The following is a 21,978-nucleotide window of genomic DNA, read 5'->3' on the forward strand; positions in this document are numbered from 1 at the left end:
AAGGGCTTCGGGACATGATCCCGGAGCCCTTCTTTTGCGTTGGAAAGTCCGGGGTTTGCATGTCATGACACCGCGCATGAGTTCGCCAGATTTCGCCGTCATCATCCTTGCCGCCGGGCAGGGCACCCGGATGCGTTCGGACACGCACAAGGTGCTTCACCCGATCGCCGGCAAGCCGATGTTCCTTCACCTGCTCGACATGGTCGATTCGATCGGCGCGTCGCGGCGCGTGGTCGTGGTCGGCAAGGGCCGCGAGCAGATCGAGGCGGCGCTGGAAGGCCGCGGCGTTTCGGTTGCAGTTCAGGCGGAACAGAAGGGCACGGCTCACGCGGTTCGAATGGCGGAGGAAGCGCTGGCCGACTTCGACGGGCCCGTGGTCGTCCTGTACGGCGATACGCCTTTCGTGACCGAGGCGACCCTGCGCCGGATGCTCGAGCGGCTCGGTCAGCCGGATGATCCCGGCATCGTCGTGCTCGCCAGTTCTCCGCAGGACGGCAAGTCCTATGGCCGTGTTATCCTGGAGGGCGGCGACCGCATTTCGAAGATGGTCGAATATAAGGATGCCAACGAGGCCGAGCGCGCGGTAAAGCTGTGCAACAGCGGAATGCTCGCAGCGGGATCGCGCGACCTGTTCCGCTGGCTCGCCAGCGTCGGCGCCGACAATGCCGCGCACGAATATTATCTGCCCGACGCGGTGATGGTGGCGAAGGCCGATGGTCGGCACCCGGTCGCGATCGAAGGTGAGGCCTTCGAGACCGCGGGCGTCAACAGCCGCGCCGAACTCGCGCACCTGGAACTGGACTGGCAGCGGCGGCGGCGCGAGGAAGCGCTCGATCAGGGCGCCACCCTGATCGATCCCGATAGCGTCTGGTTCAGTCACGATACCAAGCTCGGTCGCGATTCCACCGTCGAGCCCCACGTCGTCTTCGGCCCCGGAGTCACGATCGCTGACGGAGCGGTCATCCGCGCCTTCTGTCATATTGAGGGGGCGACGATCGCGACCGGCTGCGAAGTCGGCCCGTTCGCCCGCCTGCGTCCTGGCACTACCTTGGGGAAGGGCGCCAGGATCGGCAACTTCGTCGAGGTCAAGAAAACGGCGCTGGGCGAAGGCGCGAAGGTCAATCACCTCAGTTACATCGGTGACGCGGAGGTCGGCGCGAAGGCGAACGTCGGTGCGGGGACGATCACCTGCAACTACGACGGCTTCGGCAAGTATCGGACCCAGATCGGGGCAGGTGCCTTCATCGGGTCGAACAGTGCGCTCGTCGCGCCCGTCTCGATCGGCGCGGGCGCGATCGTCGGCGCGGGGAGCGTCGTGACGAAGGATGTGGCCGCCGACGAGCTTGCAGTGGCTCGCGGTGAGCAGACGAACAAATCAGGCTGGGCTGCACGCTTTCGCAGCGAGCGGCAGGCCAAGAAGGAACAGCGTTAAATGTGTGGGATTGTCGGGATTGTCGGGCGAAGCGCGGTCGCGGGGCGTCTGTTTCACGGACTGCGCCGCCTTGAATATCGCGGGTACGATTCCGCCGGTATCTGCACGATCGACGGTGGCGACTTCGACCGCCGACGCGCGGAAGGCAAGCTCGACAATCTGAAGGCCGAACTCGATGCCGATCCGCTGGGCGGCGACGTCGGCATCGCGCACACGCGGTGGGCCACGCACGGCGCGCCGACCGTCGGGAATGCGCATCCGCACATCGTCGGTCCGGTCGCGCTGGTGCACAACGGCATCATCGAGAATTTCAAGCCGCTGCGAGATGCGCTGATGGCCGAAGGACGCGAGTTCAAAAGCGAAACCGACAGCGAAGTCGTCGCGCATCTCGTCGCTCGCGAGATCGAGCGCGGCGCGGCCCCGCGCGACGCGGTCGCGGCGGTGCTGCCGCAATTGCACGGTGCATTCGCGATCGCCTTCCTGTTCCGCGATGCGCCGGACCTGGTGATCGGCGCGCGCATGGGGGCGCCACTCACCGTCGGTTATGGAGAGGGCGAGAATTACCTCGGCTCCGACGCGCTTGCGCTGGCGCCGCTGACGCAGCGGATCGCCTATCTCGACGAGGGCGACTGGGTCGTGGTCGAGCGCGACCAGGTCCAGATCTTCGATCGCGCCAATCAGCCCGTCACTCGGGAGATTGTCGAGTCCGGGGCCAGCGCCGCGCGCATCGAGAAGGGCAATCACCGCCACTACATGCAGAAGGAGATCTTTGAGCAGCCGGTGGTCGTGGCGCAGACGCTGCAAAGCTATGTCCGCACGCTCGAAGGACGCGTCGCGCTGCCTGACATCGACTTCGACCTCGGCGCGGTCAATCGCGTGACGATCGTTGCCTGCGGGACCAGCTTCTACGCCGGCATGGTCGCCAAATATTGGTTCGAACAATTCGCGCGGGTGCCGGTCGACATCGATGTCGCCAGCGAATTCCGCTATCGCCAGCCGGTGCTGGAGCCGGGCGGTCTGGCGTTGTTCATCAGTCAGTCGGGCGAGACGGCCGACACGCTGGCCGCGCTCCGCCATGCGCGCGAGGAAGGACAGACGATCGCGGTTGTCGTCAACGTGCCGACCAGTTCGATGGCGCGCGAGGCCGACCTGCTGCTTCCGACCCACGCCGGCCCCGAAATCGGAGTCGCCTCCACCAAGGCGTTCACTTGCCAGCTGGCGGTCCTCGCCGCGCTTGCCGCCAATCTGGCGCGGGCCAAGGGCCGGATCGACGCCGCCGAGGAACGCGAACTGGTCGAGCATCTCCGCGAGGCGCCCGAGGCGATGAGCGAAGCGTTGAAGCATGACGACGAGATCGCGGCGATGGCGCACCTCGTCGCCCCGGCGCGCGATGTGCTCTACCTTGGCCGCGGCCCGGAATATCCGATGGCGCTCGAAGGCGCGCTCAAGTTGAAGGAGATCAGCTACATCCACGCCGAAGGTTACGCCGCAGGCGAGATGAAGCATGGCCCGATCGCGCTGATCGATGACCTCGTCCCGGTGATCGTTCTCGCTCCGTCGGGACCGCTGTTCGAGAAAACGGTCAGCAACATGCAGGAAGTGCGCGCGCGTGGCGGCAAGATCATCCTGATCAGCGACGCCGCCGGGCTGGCCTCGGCGGGCGAAGGCTGCATGGCGACTATCGAAATGCCGCAAGTCCACCCATTGATCGCGCCGCTGGTCTATGCCGTTCCGGTGCAACTCCTGGCTTACCATGTCGCGGTGGCCAAGGGGACCGACGTCGACCAGCCGCGCAACCTGGCGAAATCGGTGACGGTCGAGTGAAGGCGAGCGGCGGTTGCCACTGTGGCGCGGTTCGTTTCACCGCCGCCCTGCCGCCGCCCCCAGTACCGGCACTCGATTGCAATTGCTCGGTCTGCTCGATGACCGCTTTTCTCCACCTGATCGTCCCACATGGTGATTTCAGTCTGGAGCGCGGGGAAGACAAGCTCACCAGCTATCGCTTCGGGACTGGCGCGGCCGAGCATCTCTTCTGCTCGGTGTGCGGGGTGAAGAGCTTCTACCAGCCGCGCAGCCATCCCGATGCGTGGAGCGTCAATGCCCATTGCCTCGACCAACCGGTCGCCTTGGCGATCGAGCGGTTCGACGGACGCGACTGGGATCGCGCGAAGGCCAGTCTCGACGCGAACGGCACCGCCGACTAGGGCGAACGCCATGCATCGTCCGCTTCGTCTCCGCCTCGATATTGCCGCGCTTCAGTCGAACTGGAAGTGGCTGTCGCGGTTCAGCGGGGTAGCGACAGGGGCGGCGGTCAAGGCCGACGGCTATGGCCTTGGCGCCCGCCAGGTGGTGAAGCATCTGGGTGAGGCGGGTTGCCGCGATTTTTTCGTCTCCACATGGGCGGAAGCAGAAGCATTAGGCCCGCTCCCGGCTGATGCACGACTGAGTGTGCTTCATGGCATCGGCCCGAACGATGCCGCAGCGGCGCTCGCCTTGGACGCCCGACCGGTGCTCAACACGCCCGAACAAGTGGCGCGATGGAAAGAGGTGGCCTTGGACCGCTCTTGCGACGTGATGGTCGATACCGGGATGAACCGCCTCGGCGTTCGCGTCGACGAGATCGCCTTGCTTGATGGTTTGGCGATCGAAACGCTGATGAGCCACCTCGCCTGCGCCGATGAGGATAACGCGATGAACGGGGCGCAAAAGGAGCGGTTCGGCGCGGTCGCCGCTGCAGTGCCCGCCAAGCGCTACAGCCTCGCCAATTCCGCCGGCATCTGCCTTGGGCGGGAGTACGCCTTCGATCTCGTGCGTCCGGGGCTGGCGCTCTACGGCGGCATTCCCCGCGACGAAGCGCTGGGCCAGATCCAACAAGTCGCGACGCCAGAAGCGCAGGTGGTCCAGCGCCGGACGGTGCCGGCGGGCGAAACCATCGGCTACGGCGCGACATGGAGGGCTCGCGACGCCACCGAGGCGGCGATCGTCAACATCGGCTATGCCGACGGCTACCTGCGCTGCTTCGCCGGCAAGGGATCGGCACGCGTCGGCGATGCCGCGCTGCCGCTTCTTGGTCGCGTATCAATGGATCTCGTCGCGCTCGACTGCAGTGACGCGCCCAACCTCGCCGAGGGCGACTGGGTGCAGATGGATTACGACCTGCCGTCCGCCGCCGAGGCGACGGGCCTGTCGCAATATGAACTGCTGACCGGGCTTAGTGCCCGGTTTGAGCGACGCTGGGCCTAACGGCTGGCGACGACGGCCTTCATCCGCGTCAGTGCCTTGTCGGCGGCGGCGCGCGATCCGATGACACGCCCCGACGCGAGCACCAGTTCGACATCCTGTGCAGCCATTGCCGCCTCGAACATCTTTTCGGCTTCGGCGTAGCGCCCGGTCTTTGCGTAGACCTGGCCAAGGTTGATCAGGCGGGCTGGATCGCTGCGGTCGATCTGGCTGGTCCGAAGCTGAAGTTCCGCCGCTTCCAAATTGCCGCTGACGAGCGCATCATAACCGAGCGAGCCTTGGGGATAGTTTACCTCGCCCTTGGCCGGCGTCTGGGCCGCGGCGGGTGGAACGGCGAGCATCACTGCCAGCGGGGCGAGAAGAAATGCACGTGCCATGGCCCGACTCCCTGTTTGATCGGACGGAACGTAACCTTCCTCTCATCGAACTGCAATATTACTGAAATATTCGGTCAGCTCGTGCGGGCGCTCTTGGGCGGCGGGGTCTTCGGGCGATAGGCGCACAGGTCGACCACCGGGCAACGCCAGCATTCGGGCGTACGCGCCTTGCAGACGTAGCGACCGTGCAGGATCAGCCAGTGGTGCGCATGAGCCATGAAAGGTTCGGGCGTCACCTTTTCCAGCTTCAATTCGACCGCGAGCGGCGTCTTGCCCTTGGCCAGACCGGTACGGTTGCCGACCCGGAAAATGTGCGTATCGACCGCGATCGTCGGTTCACCGAACGCGACGTTGAGGACGACATTGGCGGTCTTCCGGCCGACGCCTGAAAGCATTTCGAGCGCGTCGCGCTCGCGCGGCACCTCTCCACCATGCTGGTCGACGAGGATGCGCGCGGCGGCGATCACGTTCTTTGCTTTGGTGTTGAACAGGCCGATCGTCTTGATGTGCTGCTTCAATCCCTCCTCGCCGAGGTCGAGCATCTGCTGCGGCGTCGTCACTTTCGCGAATAGCGCGCGGGTCGCCTTGTTCACTCCGACGTCGGTCGCCTGCGCCGACAGCGCGACCGCGACGAGCAGCGTGTAGGGGTTCACATATTCAAGCTCGGTCTGGGGCGAGGGGTCCGCTTCCGCCAGCCGCCGATAGAATTCGAAGACGTCGGCGCGCTTCACTTGGCGTCGAGCACGTCGCGCATCGTGTAGCGGCCGGGAGCACGTCCGCGCAGGAATTTGGCAGCAGCGACCGCGCCGCGCGCGAATATCGAGCGGTTCTCGGCGCGGTGCGACAGGATCACTCGCTCGTCGGGGCCAAGAAACAGCACTTCGTGATCGCCCGCGACCGTTCCTCCCCGGACCGCGGAATAGCCAAGCGCTCCCGCCTGACGCGCGAGCCCGGTGCCGTCGCGCCCACGTTCGCTTGGCAAGGTCGTGCCGCGGCCCCGCTCGGCGGCGGTGCCCAGGTGTAGCGCGGTGCCCGACGGCGCATCGGCCTTGCGACGATGATGCGCCTCGACGATCTCGATGTCCCACTCGTCCGGACCAAGCACGGCCGCCGCCCGCTCTACCAGGTCGGCGAGCAGCGCGACGCCGAGCGACGTGTTGGGGGCGACCAACACCGCGATCGACCGCGCGGCCTCGTCGATCATATTGTCGTGGTCGGCGGTCAGGCCGGTGGTCCCGATCAGGATGGGAACCCCCGCCGACAGGGCGCGGTCGAGGCTGTGATGCAGTGCGTCGGGCGCGGAAAAGTCGACGAGTACGTCGCCCACAGCACCCGCGATCTCCGCCCCCTCGTCGCTCGCGGCGGCGTCGGCGATCGCACGGCCCATGCGGCCTTCTGGTGCGAACAGGGCAATGCGGACGGGTTGCTGGTCGGTGCGCATGGGAAAGCTGATGGCGCAGCGATCAGGCGGGCGCAATGCCCAGACGTTCCTGAAGCGAAGTCGCAGCGGCAGGGGCACGCAACTTCGCACCGTTGATCATGAAGATGTAGGAGTCGCGGCCGTCGGCGGCCCAGCGCCCGGCGCGCTCGGCGAAGGCGTCGAGCGCTGCGTCGTCGTATCCGGTAGCGACCTCCTCCTGCATCCGCTGGAGCCGAGCGTAAGCGAAGCTTGCCGTGTCGGCGTCGATGCACGGAAACTCGTCATCGTCCCCGAAAACGACTGCGACGTCATGACGCCGAGCAAGCTCGAAGAAGCGCTCGTCGCGGAAGCTTTCGTGACGCGGTTCGATGACGTGGCGGAGGCGGACGCTTTCGTGTTCTGGCGGTAGGAGCGCGAAGAAAGCAGCGATGTCGTCGGCGTCGAATTTCCGCCGTGCGGCCAGCATCCACAGGATCGGACCGAGCTTATTGCCCAATGCGGTCACCCCCTGCGCCAAAAAATTGCCAACCCCTTCGCCCGCGTCGGCGAGGGCGGGACGGGTGACGCAGTAACGCGACCCCTTGACCGCGAATTGAAAGCCATCGGGAGCGGCCTCGCCCCACTTCTCCCAGGTCGAGCGTGCCTGACGTGAGTAGAAGGTGCCGTTAATCTCGATCGCGCCGAAGCGGCTGGCGGCGTACTCAAGTTCCGCCCGCTGAGGCAGTCCCGGCGGAAAGAAGACGCCGCGCCAGGGCGCGTAGCTCCACCCGCCAATCCCCACCCTGATCGTCGCATCAGTCATGGTCGCCAGCCTGTACCCCGGCGATCCGGCTTGCAACTAGTCGGCGATAAACCGTGCAGCGATATCGCGGGCGAGGCGCGCCGGACGCTTGGTGACCGCATCGAGGCAGCACCAGCTAGAGGTTACTTCCGCCAGCACGGTCTCGCCGCGTTTGATGACGGTGGTGAACAGCGCCTTGGCGCCTTCGACCTTTTGCGCGACGACGTCGGCAACGACCACATCGTCGAGGAAGGTCGGGCGGCGATATTTGATCTCGTGGCTCAACGCGACCCACAGGTGCCTTGCGACCGCCTCGGGCGGGGCAAGGCTCTCCCAATAGCGGATCACCGCCTCCTGCACCCATTTGAGGTACACGCTATTGTTGACGTGACCCATATGGTCGATGTCGGCAGCGACGATGCCGATCGGATGATGATAAGCGGCTGGCGTCATGGTCATTTCATGCTTGTTGCTGACAATAGTGTCAATATCATTACCGCAGCTGGCTGTCCTTGCTGCCCCGACGATTGATGCCCGACGCGACCCGCGCGGCGTCTCGCTTGGCCTGGCAGGCGATGCAGGTGCGGGCCGAGGGCAGCGCCTTGCGACGTGCGGCGGGAATGTCCTCCCCGCAATCGTCGCATTCGTCGCTTCCATCGCCGGCCAGCAATGCCGCGCGGGCGGACAGCACCGCGTCGGTGATAGTGTCGTCAATCTGATCCTGCACCGCGCCGTCGCGCGTCCATCCACCGGCCATCTTATTCTCCTGATTAAGGAAATGGTGATCCGATCACATGGTTCCAAGCGCTTGCTATCGCCGAGTCATGCGCGAAATCCGCAACATCGTCATTCTGACCGGCGCAGGCATTTCCGCGGAAAGCGGCATTCGCACGTTCCGCGCCGCCGACGGCCTGTGGGAAGATCATCGGATCGAGGACGTAGCAACGCCCCAGGCCTTCGTGCGCGACCCCGCTCTGGTGCATCGCTTCTACGATGCTCGGCGCGCCAATCTGGAGACGGTGAAGCCCAACGCGGCCCATATCGCCCTGGCCAAGCTGGATGCAGAGTGGAAGGGCGACCTCCTCATCGTCACGCAGAACGTCGACGACCTTCACGAGCGCGCTGGGGCGAACCGCCTGCTCCACATGCATGGCGAGCTTCGCAGCGGCTGGTGCCTGCGCTGTAATGAGCGGTCGGGCTGGAGCGGCGCGATGGGAGAAGATTCCACCTGCCCAGCGTGCGAGACGGTCGGCATGGTCCGCCCCGACATCGTCTGGTTCGGCGAGATGCCCTACGAGATGGAGCGGATAGACGAGGCGATCATGAAGGCCGACCTGTTCGTGTCGATCGGAACGTCGGGCGCGGTCTACCCCGCAGCGGGATTTGTGCAGACCGCCAAATATTGTGGCGCCGACACGCTGGAAATCAACTTGGAGCCCAGCCAGGGGAGCATCTTTTTCGACGAGCGGCGATACGGGCCGGCCAGCGTCGAAGTGCCGAAATGGGTGTCGGAACTGCTGGCGAGCGGTTAGTCGGCCCAGTCCAGCCCGATATCCTTGTAGAGCCCGCGATCCTCGTCCCAGCGCGGATTGACCTTCACGTGCAGGAACAGGTGGACCTTGCGGCCCAAATGCTCGCCGATCGCTTCGCGCGCTGCCGAGCCGATCGCCTTCAGCCGGGCGCCGCCCTTGCCGACGACGATCGCCTTCTGGCTGTCGCGCTCGATCAGGATCTGCTGATGGATCACCGCCGAGCCGTCCTTGCGATCTTCCCATTTCTCGGTCTCGACTGCGGCCGAATAGGGCACCTCGGCATGAAGCTGCAGGTAGAGTTGCTCGCGCGTCAGTTCCGCGGCCACCATTCGGTCGGTGGCGTCGGTCAACTGGTCCTCGGGGAAGTGCCAAGGGCTTTCGGGCATCGCCGCGGCGAGGTGCGCCTTCAGGTCGGCGACGCCATCGCCGGTCGAGGCGGAGATCATGAAAATACGCTCGGGCGACAGCCGCTCGGCAAGGCGCGCGGCGAGGACCAGCAGCGTTTCCTTGTCGGCGATGTCGACCTTGTTGAGCACGAGGATGCGCGGCTCGGAGCGAGCCTCGACTCCTTCGATCACCTGTTCGACGCGCGGGCCGACCTTGGCCGCGGCGTCGATGACCAGCACGACGCGGTCGGCATCGTCGGCGCCTTCCCACGCGGCCTTCACCATCGCGCGGTCGAGGCGGCGGTTGGGGGTGAAGATGCCGGGCGTATCGACCAGCAGCATCTGCACGTCATCCTCGATGGCAATCCCCATCAGGCGGGCGCGGGTGGTCTGCGCCTTGGGGCTGACAATCGCGACCTTCTGGCCGACGATCGCGTTGACGAGGGTCGACTTGCCGGCGTTGGGCGCGCCGAGCACGGCGACGAGGCCGCATCGTTGGGTCACTTCAATGTCTCCAATAAAGCCGCGGCGGCCGCGGTTTCGGCTTCCTGCTTCGATGCGCCTTCGGCTTCGGCGCTGCCATACCGACCTAGCGACACCTGCACCTTGAAGCGTGGGGCGTGGTGAGGGCCGAAGCGGCTGACCAATTCATAGGCGGGAACGCCGAGGTTGCGCGCGGCGGCGCGTTCCTGAAGCGCGGACTTGGGATGAACCGGCGCCTTCACCTGTCCGTCGAGGAATGGCGCCCAGTGGGTGCGAATGAACGCGTCGGCCTTGGCGAGGCCGCCCAACAGAAAGATCGCGCCGAGCAGAGCCTCGACGACGTCGCCGACGACATTGTCGCTGAGATTGGCATGGTCTTCGCGTGCCTGTTTGCCGAGCCGGATGAAGGGCGAGACTTCCAGCGCACGGCCGACCTCGGCGCAGGTTTCGCGCGCGACCAGCGCATTGTAGCGGCGGCTCATCTTGCCTTCGGGTTCGCTTGGGAAGCGCTCGTACAGCCAAGCAGCGACGACCAAGCCGAGAACGCGGTCGCCGAGAAACTCCAGCCGCTCATAGGTGTCGCCGCCGTGGCTTCCGTGCGTCAGCGCACGTTCGATCAGCGCCGCATCGGTTGGCGCGCCGCTAAGAGCTTGGGTGACGAAGGGCGGGATGCGGCTCATGGATTATAGTCGTAGCCGAGGCGATCGCTGCGGAGGGCGCTGAACCAGGTCCACGGCTTGATCAGGCTCGCGCTGCCGTCGGTCGACCAATAGGCGCGCTCGGCGCGGCCGACGAGGCGGTCCATTGGGATGAAGCCCATGCCGGGGATCGGCCCGCTCGGCGAGAAGCGGCTGTCGGCGCTGTCGTCTCGATTGTCGCCCATCATGAAGACATGGCCTTCAGGGACGACGACCGGTCCGAAATTGTCGCCCGGCAGGCCGTCCGCCTGATCGAGCGTTACATAGCTGACGCCCTCGGGCAGCGTTTCGCGATAGGCGGGGTACAGGCAGAGCGTCCCACCATCGGCCGCGCGGCGCGTGGCACCTTCGAGCGCATATTGCACGCGGCACGGGCTGTTCGGGCTGACGGGCATCGCATAGTCGGCGATCCGCTGCCGAGGGACCGGACGGCCGTTGATCGACAGCACGCCCTTTTCGACCGCGATGAGGTCGCCGGGAAGGCCAATCACGCGCTTGACGACGTCGGCGCCTTCCGGACCGACGAACACGGCGACGTCGCCGCGGTCGGGGTTCGATCCCAGCACCCGTCCCGCGAACGAGGGAACGTGCCAGGGGAAGCTCGCGCTCGAATAGCCGTACGGCCACTTCGACACGAACAGGTGGTCGCCCATCATCATCGTCGGAAGCATCGATCCGGTCGGAATGCTGAACGGCGCGACGATCAGGCTTCGAAGCAGCCATGCCAGAAGCGCGATGACCGCCAGCGAACGAAGGAAACTGCCGGGCGATTCCTTTTTGGCATCGCTGGGTTCGGTGTCGGGGCGGCGTTTGGAGAAGGGAAGGGCCATTGGCGGGGCTTCTTCGCGTGTGCGCGCCCAAGGTCAAGCGGGGATGGTAAATCGGGAGCGTCCGACTATGAGACTGGACATGACGATTCTCCCCCATGATGCGGCCTGGGCGGCCGTCGATGCGCTCCAGCCCCGTCCCTTGATCGACCTGTTCGCGAAGGATGCTGAGCGGGTGGCGCTTTACTCGCGCGATGTCGCCGACATTCACTTCGACTGGTCCAAGACGCCACTCGACGGTGACGTGCTCAAGGCGTTCGAACAACTGGCCGACGCCGCTGGCTATCGCGCCGCACGCGACCGCCTGTTCGCGGGCGAGGTGGTCAATCCGACCGAGGGGCGTCCCGCCACCCACGTTGCCGAGCGCGGGCAGGGGTCGGCAGAGGACAATCGTCTGGCGGCGGAACGGCATGGGCGGATGCGGAGCCTGGTCGACGCGATCGAGGCGGGGGCGTTCGGCGAGATCGACGCGATCCTGCATATCGGGATCGGCGGTTCGGCGCTTGGGCCCGACCTGATCATCGACGCGCTCGGTCGCGACGCGGACCGGTTCGACGTGCGCGTCCTTGCCAACATCGACGGCGAAGCGTTCGACGAAGCGGTTGGCGGGCTCGACCCGGCAAGCACGCTGGTCGTCGCGGTCAGCAAGACCTTCACCACGATCGAAACCCTGACCAACGTCGAGGCCGCGATGGAATGGCTTCGCGAGGGCGGAGTCGCCGACCCGTACGGCCAATTGATCGCGGTGACCGCGGCGCCCGAGAAGGCCGTCGAATATGGCATCGACGAAACGCGGGTGCTGGCCTTCAACGAAGGCGTGGGCGGACGTTACAGCTTGTGGTCGACGGTCGGCCTGTCGATCGCGCTCGCGCTCGGCTGGGGCGCGTTCGAGGAACTGCTGGAGGGCGCGGCGGAAATGGACCGCCATGTTCGGCTGACCGACGGCGCCGACAATGTCGCGCTGCTGGCGGCATTCGGCGACCTGTTGTCCACGCAGATCGCCAAGGCGGGCAGCCGCGCGGTGATGGCTTATGACGAGCGGTTGCGCCTGCTCCCCGACTATCTCCAGCAACTCGAGATGGAATCGAACGGCAAATCGGTGAACGCCGACGGCAAGCCGCTCGGCCGTCCGTCGGCACCGGTCACCTGGGGCGGGGTCGGGACCGACGCGCAGCACGCGGTGTTCCAGTTGCTCCACCAAGGCACGGCCGCGATCCCAGTCGAGTTCGTTGCGGTGATCGAAAATGAGGACAGCCTCGATCCGCGCCACCACCAATTGCTGCTCGGCAATTGCTTCGCGCAGGGAGCGGCGCTCATGGCCGGCCGCGCCCACGAGGACGGCGCGCGCGCTTATGCAGGCAACCGTCCGTCGGCGACTGTGCTGTTGACCCGGCTCGATCCGCGCAGTCTCGGCGCACTGCTGTCCTTTTACGAGCATCGCACTTTTGCCAACGCGGTGATGCTGGGCATCAATCCGTTCGACCAGTTCGGGGTCGAGCTTGGCAAGGAAATGGCGAAGAAGCTCGACGACGAGACCGGACGTGCGAGCCTAGACGCGTCGACCCGCGATCTGATCGAAAGGGCCGGGCTGTGAGCGGCTACGACGTCGACCTGTTCGTCATTGGTGCCGGATCGGGTGGGGTCCGCGCGTCGCGCATCGCGGCCAGCCATGGCGCGAAAGTCGCGGTGGCCGAGGAGTTCCGCGTCGGCGGCACCTGCGTCATCCGCGGCTGCGTCCCGAAAAAGCTGCTCGTCTACGGCGCGCACTTCGCCGAGGACCTCAACGATGCCGCGATGTTCGGCTGGGACGTGCCGGAAAAGCGGTTCGACTGGAACGTGCTACGCGACAACGTTGCCGCGGAAGTCGGGCGGCTCGAAGGCCTGTATGGCGAGACGCTGAGCAACAACAAGGTCGAGGTCATTTGCGAACGCGCAGTGCTCGATGGTCCGAACAGCGTTCGGCTGGAGAGCGGCCGGAGGATCACGGCGGGCAAAATCCTGATCGCCAGCGGCGCGAGGCCGTTCATGCCCGAGATCGAGGGCATCGAGCATGCGATCAGCTCGAACGAAGTCTTCCTTCTCGAGCAATTGCCGAAGCGGATCGTGATTGCCGGCGGTGGCTACATCGCCAACGAATTCGCTGGCATTTTCAACGAGTTCGGGTCGAAGGTGACGATCGTCAATCGCGGCGACACGATCCTGCGCGGCTATGACGAACAGATGCGCGATCGCCTGCTGCAGATCTCGATGACCAAAGGGATCGAGTTCCGCTTCAATTCGACCTTTTCGGCGATCGAAAAGCGCGAGGATGGGACGCTGCTGGCGCGGATGGACGGATGTGACGATCTGGTCGCGGACCAGATCATGTTTGCCACGGGGCGGGTGCCCAATATCGAAGGGCTCGGGCTCGAGCAGGTCGGGGTGAGGACCGGCCAGCGCGGCCAGATCGAAGTCGACGACGAGAGCCGCACCAGCATTCCGAGCATCTTTGCGGTCGGCGACGTGACCGATCGCATCCAACTGACCCCGGTCGCCATCCGCGAGGGCCATGCCTTCGCGGACTCACAGTTCGGCAACAATCCGTGGACGGTCGATCATGGCTGCGTGCCGAATGCGGTCTTCTCCCACCCGCCTATCGCCGGCGTCGGCCTGACCGAGAGCGAAGCGCGCAGCAAATATGGGCAGATCCGCACGTTCACGAGCGATTTCAGGGCGATGAAGAACGTCCTTGCCGGCCGCAACGAGCGCTCGCTCTACAAGTTGATCGTCGATTCAGCGACCGACCGGATCGTCGGCATTCACATGATCGGTCCCGATGCGCCGGAAATCCTGCAGTCCGCGGCGATCGCAGTGAAGGCTGGACTGAAGAAGCAGGACTTCGACAACACGGTCGCGCTTCACCCGACGATGGCCGAAGAACTGGTGCTGATGCGCTGATGCACGACGTGCTGATCATCGGCGGTGGGCACAACGGCCTGACGTGCGCCTATTACCTGGCCAAGAAGGGCCTGAAGGTCGCGATCCTCGAGGCGGCGGAAAAGGTCGGCGGGGCGGCGGTCACCGATGAATTCCATCCCGGCTTTCGCAATTCGGCCGCCAGCTACACCGTGTCGCTGCTGCAGCCCAAGGTCATCCGCGACATGAAGCTGGAGCGGCACGGGCTCCAGGTCGTGTTACGCAAGATCGACAATTTCCTGCCCGGTCCGAAGCGCAGTTACCTGCTGTCGGGACGCGGCGGACTGACGCGGTCGGAAATTGCTCGGCACGTTCCCGCCGACGGTGCGGCCTACGATCGCTACAGCGCCGAGTTGGAAACGGTCGTCCCGCTCATTCGCAAGTGGATCCTGCGCGCGCCGCCCCAGTCGGGGGGCGGGATCAAGGGCCTGGCTGCGCTTGCCAGCCTTGGCCGAGATCTCGTCGGCCTGTCGCGCGACGAAGTTCGGATCGTCCACGAGTTCGCGACGAAGAGCGCGGGCGACATCCTCGATCGTTTCTTCGAAGGCGATCTGACCAAGTCGCTATTCGCCTTCGACGGGATCGTCGGCAACTTCGCGTCGCCCTACACGCCGGGGACGGCCTATGTGCTGCTGCACCACCTGTTCGGCGAAGCCGCCGGCGTGCCCGGCGCGTGGGGCCATGCGATCGGCGGGATGGGGTCGATCACGCAAGCGATGGCGCGCGCGTGCCGCGAGGCGGGAGTCGACATCGTCCTCAACGCCCCGGTCGGTGAAGTGATCGTCGACAAGGGCCGCGCCGCGGGCGTCGTCGTGCAGGGCAAGGCGTGGCGCGCGGGAACGGTCGTCGCCAACGTCAATCCCAAGCTGCTGTTCGATCGCCTGGTCCCGAAGGGCGCGGCGGCGCGCCCGGTCGAAGAGCATTTCGCGCACTGGGGCTGCGAAAGCGCGACCTTCCGCATGAACGTTGCGCTCGACAAGCTGCCCAACTTCACCGCGCTTCCCGGCCGGGGCGACCACCTCACGGCGGGGATCATCATCGCGCCGTCGATGGACTATATGCACCGGGCCTACGCCGAGGCGGCGCTGCATGGCTGGACGACCAAGCCGGTGGTCGAGATGCTGATCCCGTCGACGCTCGATCCGGGATTAGCGCCCAAGGGCAAGCATGTCGCGTCGCTGTTCTGCCAGCATTTCCGTTATGCGCTGCCCGACGGTCGCCGCTGGGACGACGAGCGCGAGGAGGCGGCCGACGCAATCATCGCCACGGTCGACGAACAGGCACCCGGCTTCGCCAAGTCGGTGATCGCGCGCCAGATCCATTCGCCGCTCGATTTGGAACGTCGCTTCGGGCTGATTGGCGGCGACATCTTCCACGGCAAGATGGGGTCGGACCAATTGTTCAGCGCCCGCCCGATGATCGGCGCGGCGGACTATCGGATGCCGCTTCCGGGCCTGTACCTGTGCGGATCGGGCGCGCATCCGGGCGGCGGGGTGACCGGTGCGCCGGGGCATAACGCCGCGCAGGCCGTACTGGCCGATGTCAGGCCGCGCCTGTGGAAACGGCGCGCGTGAAGCCGCTCGACGGCATCCGCGTCCTCGACCTCAGCCGCGTCCTCGCGGGGCCGTGGGCGACGCAGACACTCGCCGATCTGGGCGCGGAGGTCATCAAGGTCGAGCAGCCGGGCGCGGGCGACGATACCCGCCACTGGGGTCCGCCGTGGCACGAGCATGACGGCGAAAAGGTTGCCGCTTATTTCCTCGCGGCCAATCGCGGGAAGCGCTCGGTCGCGATCGACTTTTCGTCGCCGGACGGGGCTGCGCTGGTGCGCCGGATGGCAGAAAGCTGCGACGTGCTGGTCGAAAACTTCAAGGTCGGCGGGCTCGCCAAATTCGGGCTCGACGCAGCTTCTCTGCGCGCCGCCAACCCGCGTCTGATCTACGCTTCGATCACCGGATTCGGGCAGGACGGGCCGTACGCTCAGCGCGCAGGGTACGACTATATCATCCAGGCGATGGGCGGACTGATGAGCCTGACTGGCCAAACCGACGGCGTGCCCGGCGGCGGCCCGATGCGGACCGGAGTCGCGGTCGCCGACCTGTTCACCGGCATGTACACCGCCAATGCGATCATGGCGGCTTTAGTCGGGCGTGCGCGGACCGGGAAGGGCGCGACCATCGACATGGCGCTGTTCGACACCCAACTCGCCATGCTTGCCAACCAGGCGTCCAATGCGCTCGTCAGCGGGCGCGACCCTGGCCGGCAAGGGGCGGGGCATCCCAACATCGTGCCGTATCAGCCGTTCGACGCGTCCGATCAGGCGGTGGTCGTCGCCGTCGGCAACGATCGCCAGTTTGCGCGGTTCGCGGACATTCTCGGTCATGCCGAGTGGGCGAGCGACGCGGCCTATTCAACCAACGCCGCACGGGTTGCCTCGCGCGATCGACTAGTGCCGATGATCGAGGCGATTATGGCCGAGCATCCTGCGGCCCATTGGCTCGAAAAGCTCGAAACGGCCGGAATTCCCGCCGGGCCGATCAACGGTGTCAGGCGGGCGCTGTCCGACCCACAGGCGCGTCATCGCGGCGTCCGAGTCACCGCGGGTGGCGGCGCGCTCGGCGAAGTGCCGATGGTCGGCTCCCCGATCCGCATCGACGGCGAACGTCAGGACGCGCCTCTGCCGCCGCCCGCGCTTGGCGAGCATGGCGACTTGCTGCGTGAATGGCTCGGGAACGACGAACTCGAGCGGCTGCGCGCCGCCGGTGTCGTCGGCTAGTCCAGCTTTTCTTCCTTGTAGCGCGACTGGATGAAGCGGCCTTGCGTTTCGAACGCGGCCAAGTCTGCCCGGGCCAGCTTTTCCGAAATATCTCCGAGCGCCTGCCGGCCGGCGGCTAGCGCGTCGATCAGGCGCTGATCGACGCTGACGCCTTCGCCATCGGCGTCGCCGCGATAGGCGGCGGGTACGTGGAGATAGCGGTCGATGAGGCCGGGAAGGTGGGTCGACATCAGCCGCCGTGCGTCCTGCGCATTGGGATCCATCTGATCGACCCGCGCCAGCGTTTCGCGCAAGGGCGGCAGCGCTGCGGACAGTTGGTCGATCTGCGCCTGCGCGGGCGCGGGGAGCGCCTTGCGGGTGCGATAGATGTAGCTGTCGAACTGCTGAACCATCTCGTCGTTCGGAAGCTCGGTCGAAATCGACGGCGCCTTGATGCGGTCGATCCCGCCGATCAACGTGACCACCGCAAGCGCCATCGCCAGGCTGACCGCGGCGAGGAAGCCAATCATTCCGATCGGAACGAACAATCCAATCACGATCGTTGCGATCGACACGGCGAGCACAAGCAAGGTCGCCCGGGTCAGCGCACGGCCGAACCGACCGAACATGCGGTCACGCTCACGCAGCGCGGCCGATCGCACCGGCCCCTTGCGCTGGTCGACCTGCGCCATCACCCGATCGGCCCGCGCGAGGACCATGTCGAAGCGCTCGGTGCTCATTTCTTGTCGATCGGCGTGAACGGCGAGGTCGCATTCTCAAGCCGGCCCTGCGACACGCCTTCGGCGCGGGCGATGTAGCCCTTGGACTTCTCGACTTCGCTGCCGAGCGTGTCGACGGTCTGCTTCATGTTGGCGAGCGCCTGAAGCTTGAAAGTGTCGATCTGATCCATCGTCTCGTAGATGTTCTGGAACGCGCGCTGGAGCGTTTCGAGCGGAATCGTCGAGGTCGCGGCCTGCTCGTGGATCGCGCCGGTCTGGGTACGGAGCAGCTCGCCGGTGGTGTCGATCATGTTGGCGGTGGTCGTGTTGAGCGCGCTGACCTGCTCCAGCACCAGCCGCTGGTTGGTCATCGCCTGCGCGACCGTCACCGCGGTACGGAGCGCCGCCACGGTCGTGGTCGAGGCGCGGTCGACGCCCTTCACCAGCTCGACATTGTTCTTCTTGACGAGGTCGAGCGCGAGGTAGCCCTGCACCGTGACCGCCATCTGCGTCAGTAGGTCGGTGGTGCGCTGGCGCGTGTAGAACAACGCCGTCTCGCGGATGGCTTTGGCCTTGGCCGGGTCGGTCGCATCGAGCTCGTTCGCCTTGTCTTCCAGCGTCTTGTCGAGGCTCTTGGAGATGTGGATCATCTGCTCGAGCCGGTGCATCGTCTTCCACAGGCCCGACCGCTCGGTGTCGATCGCGGCATTGTCCATCAGCAGTTCGTCCTTGCCATTGGCAAGGCGGCTGAGGATTGCCGAGATGTGTGTCTGGCTGCTGCGATACTGGTCGAAGTAGTTGTTGATCTTGTTGCCGAAGGGAATGATGCCGAGGAACTTGCGGCCGCTCATCGCCTTTCCGTTTTCCTTCGGGTCGAGCTTTTCGACCGTGCGGCGAAGCTCGGTCAGGTCGGCGCCAATGCCGGTATCGCTGTCGATCGCCTTGACCGGTCGGTCGAGGAAGCGGTTCGACGCGCCGGCGGCCTCGGCGATTTCCTTGCGGCCCATCGCGGTAAGCTGATCGACCTTTTTGCCGAATTCGGGGCTGTTGGCGTCCAGCGCCGCCAGTTCGTCGACGAACTTGGCGACCTTGGAGTCGAGCTCGGTGGTTTCCTCGCCTTTCAGCGGGACCAGCCCCGCGGCCTCGTGCACCGCGATCGGCTGCAGCGCCTCCGGCGGCTCCAGCTTGATGCGGGTCGCGGTGGCGGTCGGCGTTTCGATTGGCGCGTCGCTGGCCATGGTCACTCGTTCCTTCTTCTCAAGCCCTTTGCGCGAGGGTGAACGGCCCACCGGACCCGCGCAAGGGGTCATAGCTGTATTATAGGGCTAAGACGCACCGCTTCAAGCCGATAGGCGGTGGGAATGGTTACCCAGCCGTCAACCATAGAGCGGAACGACTTGCTTACCGTGACCGAGATAGAGCGGGCGCAGAAAAGTCGACCGACCGGGGGTTCAGCCATGTTCAAGGCACTCAAAAAGCTGTGGAATGACGATCGCGGGAACATCCTGGTGATCGGTGCGGTGACGCTGCCGCTTGTCGTGGGATCGGCGGGCCTTGCGACCGATACGATCCAGTGGGCCCTGTGGAAGCGCCAGTTGCAGCGCGCGGCGGACTCGGCCGCGATGGCGGCGGTCTATGAGCGCGTGCGGGCAGCGGGCGAGACGACGAACGTCAGCGGCGTCGTCACGCGCGATCTCGAGCTGAACCAGCACACGGGCATCGATCTCATCACCGGATACCCTAAAATCACCTTTCCGGCCGACACGACCGACAAGAAGCGGCAAGTGTACGTTCAACTCGCGGTGAAGCGCGAGCTGACTTTCAGTTCCATGTTCATGCGATCGCCCCCCAACATCATTGCCGGGGCTACCGCCGCGGCGATTCCGAGCGCCGAAGTGTGCGTGCTTGGGCTTGATCGTCGCAACGTAACGGCGCTTGAAATTGGCGGCAGCACCAGCGTCAATCTCGACAAATGCTCTGGTATGTCGAATTCCACTCACCCAAATCAGGCCGCAACAAACGTCGGAAATGGCTCGACGTTCACAGCCAATAAGCTAATGGCCGCAGGCGGCGTACAGGGTTCGAAATCGGATAAATGGCAGGTCGGCAGCTACGAGCCCGCGACGCCAGCAATCGACGATCCTCTTGCCGCGTTACCCACTCCGTCGACCTGCGACAAAACGATTACGATCTCCGACAAACAACAGGATTATCCTATTGATAGGTCGGGAAGCGGTTGGGATGACGCCGGCAAAGTCACCTGCATCACCGGCGGCCTCGATATTAAAGGCAAGCTTACCCTCGGCAGCGGAACATACGTCGTCAACGGCGGCGATCTGACGATGCACGACTCAGGGACGAAGCTGATCTGCACGAGCTGCACCATCATTCTGTCGAACATGTCCAATCCGGCTGCGACTGGAAACTTCAGGATGAATGGCGGCGAGGTCAGCGTCTCTGCTCCATCGTCGGGCACTTACAAGGGCGTAGCGTTCTATCAGGATCGCCGAGCGACCGACGACAACCAATACTCGACGGCGCAGAATTTCGTGAACGGCAACAGTGACGCATCGATCACAGGAGCGATCTACACTCCGGGTCGATCGCTGAAGTACAACGGTGGCGGGGGCACGACCGGTTCGTGCATGCAAGTGATTGGCAAACGCGTCTCGTTCAGCGGAAACTCGAAGTTCAAGTTGAGCACAGAATGCGGCGCCAATGGTCCTCCGCCCATCCAAGGTGGCCAGCGCATTCGGCTGGTCGGGTAATGAAGCGTTTCCTCTCATCCCTGCGGAACGATCGGCGCGGGGTGGCGACCATTGAACTCGCCATCATGGCCCCCGTCCTTGCCACCATGATCGTCGGCGTCGTGGACCTGAGCAACGCATTCGGACGCAAGTTGGCCCTTGAACAGGCCACGCAGCGTGCCGTCGAAAAAGTCATGCAGACTACGCTGGAAGCAACTGCAGAGGACGTCATCAAGGGCGAAGCTGCAGCGCAAGCCGGGATCGACACGAGCGCAGTAACAGTGACCTACCAGTTGGAATGCAACGAGGTGAAGCAGGCCCTATATTCCTCTGAATGCGCGGCAACCGAACGGGAATCGCGATACCTGCTTGTGACGGCGAACGATAAATATACTCCGATGTTTCCGGTGAAGTTTCTCGGCATCAATGCCGACGGGACCTACCACCTGAGTTCTACGTCGGGATTGAGGACACAATGATGCGCCTTTCCCGTCTTCTCCGCGATCCCCGGGGTGCCACCGCAATCGAACTCGCATTTGCATTGCCCATTTTCTTGATGATGGTCTGGGCGATCTTTCAGTTTGGCCTGATGTTCCGCGCGATGTCGGGTATGCAACACGCGCTTGGTGAAGGCGCGCGTTATGCAACCTTGTATCCAAAGCCGCCGACGGCGGACGTGAAAACGCTGATCGAAGCCAAGGTGTTCGGGATCCGCCCTGGCACCTTCCGTGTTACCGATCCCGTCGTTGGGACCGGATACCTCGATCTGCAGGTGACCTACACGCAGCCGACCGACCTGATCTTCGTACCCGGGCCGACAATCAGCGTCAGCCGTACCAAGCGGGTGTGGGTCGCGTCCTAACGCGCGGCGCGCGCGGCAAAGAAGTTGGCGATCGCCTGCTTCACTTCGTCGCTCGACAATCGCTCGCTGAAGTGACCATTTTCCATTTCCATCCGCTCCAGCACCTCGGCGCGATCCTCGCGGCGTAGCAGGGCCTGCGTCTGCCGCAGTGCCTCGGCAGGCTTGGCGAGCATCGAGGCGACCACGGCATCGAGCCGCGCCTTAAGTTCGCCCTTGGGCACCGCGTGACTGGCAAGTCCCATGTCGACCGCCTCCTGCGCGCCGAACGGTTCGCCAAGCAGCAGGTATCGCGCGGCGCGGCGCCGACCCGACAGTCGCGGCATCAACAGTGAGCTCGCGGCCTCAGGTACGAGTCCCAGATCGACGAACGGCATCACGAAGCGACTGCCTTCCTCGGCAAGGACGAGGTCGCAGTGAAAAAGCAGAGTCGTCCCGATGCCGACGGCATTGCCGTGGACCGCCGCCACCAATGGCACTTCATTCGCCGCGAGCGCTCGAAGCAACCGCCACACCGGAATGTCCGCATCGGTACCCGGAGCCGGCATTTCCTTCAGGAAATCGCCAAGGTCGTTGCCCGCGGTGAAGTCCTCGCCCTGACCCTCGAGCGTGACCAGTCGGATGGTCGGATCGGTCGCCGCGCTTTCGATCGCGTCGGCCAGCGCCGCATACATGGCGACGGTGATTGCGTTGCGCCGTTCGGGTCGTGTCAGGGTCAGCGCCAGTTGCGCGCCGCGTCGCTCGATCAGGATATTCTCGCTCATCGC

24 protein-coding genes are annotated in these 21,978 nt (G+C 65.0%); 12 read left to right on the forward strand and 12 right to left on the reverse strand.

The window, feature by feature from the left end; translation table 11 throughout:
* The first annotated feature begins 76 nt into the window (after positions 1-76).
* The 4 genes from glmU to alr are packed head-to-tail and all read left to right on the forward strand — an operon-like array spanning position 77 to position 4,675.
* The gene (glmU, locus tag SH584_RS11975; protein ID WP_322840943.1) at positions 77-1,432 is read left to right on the forward strand and encodes a bifunctional UDP-N-acetylglucosamine diphosphorylase/glucosamine-1-phosphate N-acetyltransferase GlmU; all 1,356 of its coding nucleotides are present in this window, start codon (positions 77-79) and stop codon (positions 1,430-1,432) included.
* Complete coding sequence (gene glmS / locus SH584_RS11980; protein ID WP_324807362.1) at positions 1,433-3,256, forward strand: glutamine--fructose-6-phosphate transaminase (isomerizing); 1,824 nt, start codon at positions 1,433-1,435, stop codon at positions 3,254-3,256.
* The gene (locus SH584_RS11985; RefSeq protein ID WP_322840941.1) at positions 3,253-3,636 is read left to right on the forward strand and encodes a GFA family protein; all 384 of its coding nucleotides are present in this window, start codon (positions 3,253-3,255) and stop codon (positions 3,634-3,636) included. Before glmS ends, SH584_RS11985 begins: the two co-directional genes overlap by 4 nt.
* A 10-nt stretch (positions 3,637-3,646) precedes the next feature.
* Positions 3,647-4,675: an alanine racemase gene (gene alr, locus SH584_RS11990; RefSeq protein ID WP_324807364.1), complete on the forward strand. Its 1,029-nt coding sequence runs from the start codon at positions 3,647-3,649 to the stop codon at positions 4,673-4,675.
* On the opposite strand, the gene SH584_RS11995 is transcribed toward alr, so the two are convergent.
* The 6 genes from SH584_RS11995 to SH584_RS12020 all read right to left on the reverse strand — a co-directional run bounded on the left by SH584_RS11995 (position 4,672) and on the right by SH584_RS12020 (position 8,007).
* Positions 4,672-5,049: a tetratricopeptide repeat protein gene (locus SH584_RS11995; protein WP_324807365.1), complete on the reverse strand. Its 378-nt coding sequence runs from the start codon at positions 5,047-5,049 to the stop codon at positions 4,672-4,674. The genes alr and SH584_RS11995 overlap by 4 nt on opposite strands.
* A 74-nt stretch (positions 5,050-5,123) precedes the next feature.
* On the reverse strand, positions 5,124-5,780 hold the full coding sequence (nth, locus tag SH584_RS12000) for an endonuclease III (protein WP_324807367.1): 657 nt from the start codon (positions 5,778-5,780) through the stop codon (positions 5,124-5,126).
* Entirely contained in the window at positions 5,777-6,490 is a 714-nt protein-coding gene (gene dapB / locus SH584_RS12005) for a 4-hydroxy-tetrahydrodipicolinate reductase (protein WP_324807369.1), read from the reverse strand. The genes nth and dapB overlap by 4 nt, the downstream gene beginning before the upstream one ends.
* A 22-nt stretch (positions 6,491-6,512) precedes the next feature.
* Positions 6,513-7,271: a DUF72 domain-containing protein gene (locus tag SH584_RS12010; protein WP_324807371.1), complete on the reverse strand. Its 759-nt coding sequence runs from the start codon at positions 7,269-7,271 to the stop codon at positions 6,513-6,515.
* Positions 7,272-7,307: 36 nt separating this feature from the next.
* On the reverse strand, positions 7,308-7,709 hold the full coding sequence (locus tag SH584_RS12015; protein ID WP_322840935.1) for an acyl-CoA thioesterase: 402 nt from the start codon (positions 7,707-7,709) through the stop codon (positions 7,308-7,310).
* A gap of 34 nt (positions 7,710-7,743) precedes the next feature.
* On the reverse strand, positions 7,744-8,007 hold the full coding sequence (locus SH584_RS12020; protein ID WP_324807373.1) for a DksA/TraR family C4-type zinc finger protein: 264 nt from the start codon (positions 8,005-8,007) through the stop codon (positions 7,744-7,746).
* 67 nt (positions 8,008-8,074) lie between these two features.
* On the opposite strand from SH584_RS12020, the gene SH584_RS12025 reads away from it, so the two are divergent.
* A complete protein-coding gene (locus SH584_RS12025) occupies positions 8,075-8,782 on the forward strand; it encodes an NAD-dependent deacylase (protein ID WP_322840933.1) in 708 nt (235 codons plus the stop codon).
* Here SH584_RS12025 and era read toward each other — a convergent pair.
* Genes era through lepB form a run of 3 tightly spaced genes read right to left on the reverse strand, consistent with a single transcriptional unit; the run spans position 8,779 to position 11,179 of the window.
* On the reverse strand, positions 8,779-9,672 hold the full coding sequence (gene era / locus SH584_RS12030; protein WP_322840932.1) for a GTPase Era: 894 nt from the start codon (positions 9,670-9,672) through the stop codon (positions 8,779-8,781). The genes SH584_RS12025 and era overlap by 4 nt on opposite strands.
* A complete protein-coding gene (gene rnc, locus SH584_RS12035; protein ID WP_324807376.1) occupies positions 9,669-10,331 on the reverse strand; it encodes a ribonuclease III in 663 nt (220 codons plus the stop codon). The genes era and rnc overlap by 4 nt, the downstream gene beginning before the upstream one ends.
* Positions 10,328-11,179 carry a signal peptidase I gene (gene lepB, locus SH584_RS12040; protein WP_324807378.1) on the reverse strand — a complete coding sequence of 284 codons (852 nt, stop codon included), beginning with the start codon at positions 11,177-11,179 and terminating at the stop codon, positions 10,328-10,330. The genes rnc and lepB overlap by 4 nt, the downstream gene beginning before the upstream one ends.
* Positions 11,180-11,258: 79 nt before the next feature.
* Here lepB and pgi point away from each other — a divergent pair, with 79 nt between their 5' ends.
* The 4 genes from pgi to SH584_RS12060 are packed head-to-tail and all read left to right on the forward strand — an operon-like array spanning position 11,259 to position 16,907.
* On the forward strand, positions 11,259-12,770 hold the full coding sequence (pgi, locus tag SH584_RS12045) for a glucose-6-phosphate isomerase (protein ID WP_324807380.1): 1,512 nt from the start codon (positions 11,259-11,261) through the stop codon (positions 12,768-12,770).
* Complete coding sequence (gene gorA, locus SH584_RS12050; protein ID WP_324807382.1) at positions 12,767-14,113, forward strand: glutathione-disulfide reductase; 1,347 nt, start codon at positions 12,767-12,769, stop codon at positions 14,111-14,113. Before pgi ends, gorA begins: the two co-directional genes overlap by 4 nt.
* Complete coding sequence (locus SH584_RS12055) at positions 14,113-15,705, forward strand: phytoene desaturase family protein (RefSeq protein ID WP_324807383.1); 1,593 nt, start codon at positions 14,113-14,115, stop codon at positions 15,703-15,705. Before gorA ends, SH584_RS12055 begins: the two co-directional genes overlap by 1 nt.
* Positions 15,702-16,907, forward strand: a complete 1,206-nt coding sequence (locus SH584_RS12060) for a CaiB/BaiF CoA transferase family protein (protein ID WP_324807384.1) — start codon at positions 15,702-15,704, stop codon at positions 16,905-16,907. The genes SH584_RS12055 and SH584_RS12060 overlap by 4 nt, the downstream gene beginning before the upstream one ends.
* On the opposite strand, the gene SH584_RS12065 is transcribed toward SH584_RS12060, so the two are convergent.
* Positions 16,904-17,626 (reverse strand): hypothetical protein, encoded by a 723-nt coding sequence (locus SH584_RS12065; RefSeq protein ID WP_322840925.1) that lies wholly within the window; start codon positions 17,624-17,626, stop codon positions 16,904-16,906. The genes SH584_RS12060 and SH584_RS12065 overlap by 4 nt on opposite strands.
* Entirely contained in the window at positions 17,623-18,843 is a 1,221-nt protein-coding gene (locus SH584_RS12070) for a toxic anion resistance protein (protein ID WP_324807386.1), read from the reverse strand. The genes SH584_RS12065 and SH584_RS12070 overlap by 4 nt, the downstream gene beginning before the upstream one ends.
* A 219-nt stretch (positions 18,844-19,062) precedes the next feature.
* Here SH584_RS12070 and SH584_RS12075 point away from each other — a divergent pair, with 219 nt between their 5' ends.
* The 3 genes from SH584_RS12075 to SH584_RS12085 are packed head-to-tail and all read left to right on the forward strand — an operon-like array spanning position 19,063 to position 21,214.
* Positions 19,063-20,373 carry a pilus assembly protein TadG-related protein gene (locus SH584_RS12075; protein ID WP_324807388.1) on the forward strand — a complete coding sequence of 437 codons (1,311 nt, stop codon included), beginning with the start codon at positions 19,063-19,065 and terminating at the stop codon, positions 20,371-20,373.
* Positions 20,373-20,831: a TadE/TadG family type IV pilus assembly protein gene (locus SH584_RS12080; RefSeq protein WP_322840923.1), complete on the forward strand. Its 459-nt coding sequence runs from the start codon at positions 20,373-20,375 to the stop codon at positions 20,829-20,831. The genes SH584_RS12075 and SH584_RS12080 overlap by 1 nt, the downstream gene beginning before the upstream one ends.
* Entirely contained in the window at positions 20,828-21,214 is a 387-nt protein-coding gene (locus SH584_RS12085; RefSeq protein WP_324807390.1) for a TadE/TadG family type IV pilus assembly protein, read from the forward strand. Before SH584_RS12080 ends, SH584_RS12085 begins: the two co-directional genes overlap by 4 nt.
* Here the strand turns inward: SH584_RS12085 and SH584_RS12090 are convergent.
* Positions 21,211-21,975, reverse strand: coding sequence for an enoyl-CoA hydratase-related protein (locus SH584_RS12090; protein WP_324807392.1), 765 nt, complete (start codon positions 21,973-21,975; stop codon positions 21,211-21,213). The two genes, SH584_RS12085 and SH584_RS12090, sit on opposite strands and share 4 nt — an antisense overlap.
* Between the last annotated feature and the right edge of the window lie 3 nt (positions 21,976-21,978).

This window comes from Sphingomonas sp. LY29 (assembly GCF_035593985.1).
Taxonomy (GTDB): Bacteria; Pseudomonadota; Alphaproteobacteria; order Sphingomonadales; family Sphingomonadaceae; genus Sphingomicrobium.

Bases quoted from the DNA above. Each gene is read 5' to 3' on its own strand.
- dapB (WP_324807369.1), bottom strand. From the start codon at position 6,490: ATGCGCACCGACCAGCAACCCGTCCGCATTGCCCTGTTCGCACCAGAA.
- SH584_RS12015 (WP_322840935.1), bottom strand. From the start codon at position 7,709: ATGACCATGACGCCAGCCGCTTATCATCATCCGATCGGCATCGTCGCT.
- SH584_RS12020 (WP_324807373.1), bottom strand. From the start codon at position 8,007: ATGGCCGGTGGATGGACGCGCGACGGCGCGGTGCAGGATCAGATTGAC.
- glmU (WP_322840943.1), top strand. From the start codon at position 77: ATGAGTTCGCCAGATTTCGCCGTCATCATCCTTGCCGCCGGGCAGGGC.
- rnc (WP_324807376.1), bottom strand. From the start codon at position 10,331: ATGAGCCGCATCCCGCCCTTCGTCACCCAAGCTCTTAGCGGCGCGCCA.
- SH584_RS12055 (WP_324807383.1), top strand. From the start codon at position 14,113: ATGCACGACGTGCTGATCATCGGCGGTGGGCACAACGGCCTGACGTGC.
- SH584_RS12090 (WP_324807392.1), bottom strand. From the start codon at position 21,975: ATGAGCGAGAATATCCTGATCGAGCGACGCGGCGCGCAACTGGCGCTG.
- SH584_RS11995 (WP_324807365.1), bottom strand. From the start codon at position 5,049: ATGGCACGTGCATTTCTTCTCGCCCCGCTGGCAGTGATGCTCGCCGTT.
- SH584_RS12080 (WP_322840923.1), top strand. From the start codon at position 20,373: ATGAAGCGTTTCCTCTCATCCCTGCGGAACGATCGGCGCGGGGTGGCG.
- alr (WP_324807364.1), top strand. From the start codon at position 3,647: ATGCATCGTCCGCTTCGTCTCCGCCTCGATATTGCCGCGCTTCAGTCG.
- SH584_RS12075 (WP_324807388.1), top strand. From the start codon at position 19,063: ATGTTCAAGGCACTCAAAAAGCTGTGGAATGACGATCGCGGGAACATC.
- SH584_RS12010 (WP_324807371.1), bottom strand. From the start codon at position 7,271: ATGACTGATGCGACGATCAGGGTGGGGATTGGCGGGTGGAGCTACGCG.
- SH584_RS12085 (WP_324807390.1), top strand. From the start codon at position 20,828: ATGATGCGCCTTTCCCGTCTTCTCCGCGATCCCCGGGGTGCCACCGCA.
- SH584_RS12025 (WP_322840933.1), top strand. From the start codon at position 8,075: ATGCGCGAAATCCGCAACATCGTCATTCTGACCGGCGCAGGCATTTCC.
- SH584_RS12065 (WP_322840925.1), bottom strand. From the start codon at position 17,626: ATGAGCACCGAGCGCTTCGACATGGTCCTCGCGCGGGCCGATCGGGTG.
- lepB (WP_324807378.1), bottom strand. From the start codon at position 11,179: ATGGCCCTTCCCTTCTCCAAACGCCGCCCCGACACCGAACCCAGCGAT.
- pgi (WP_324807380.1), top strand. From the start codon at position 11,259: ATGACGATTCTCCCCCATGATGCGGCCTGGGCGGCCGTCGATGCGCTC.
- glmS (WP_324807362.1), top strand. From the start codon at position 1,433: ATGTGTGGGATTGTCGGGATTGTCGGGCGAAGCGCGGTCGCGGGGCGT.
- SH584_RS12070 (WP_324807386.1), bottom strand. From the start codon at position 18,843: ATGGCCAGCGACGCGCCAATCGAAACGCCGACCGCCACCGCGACCCGC.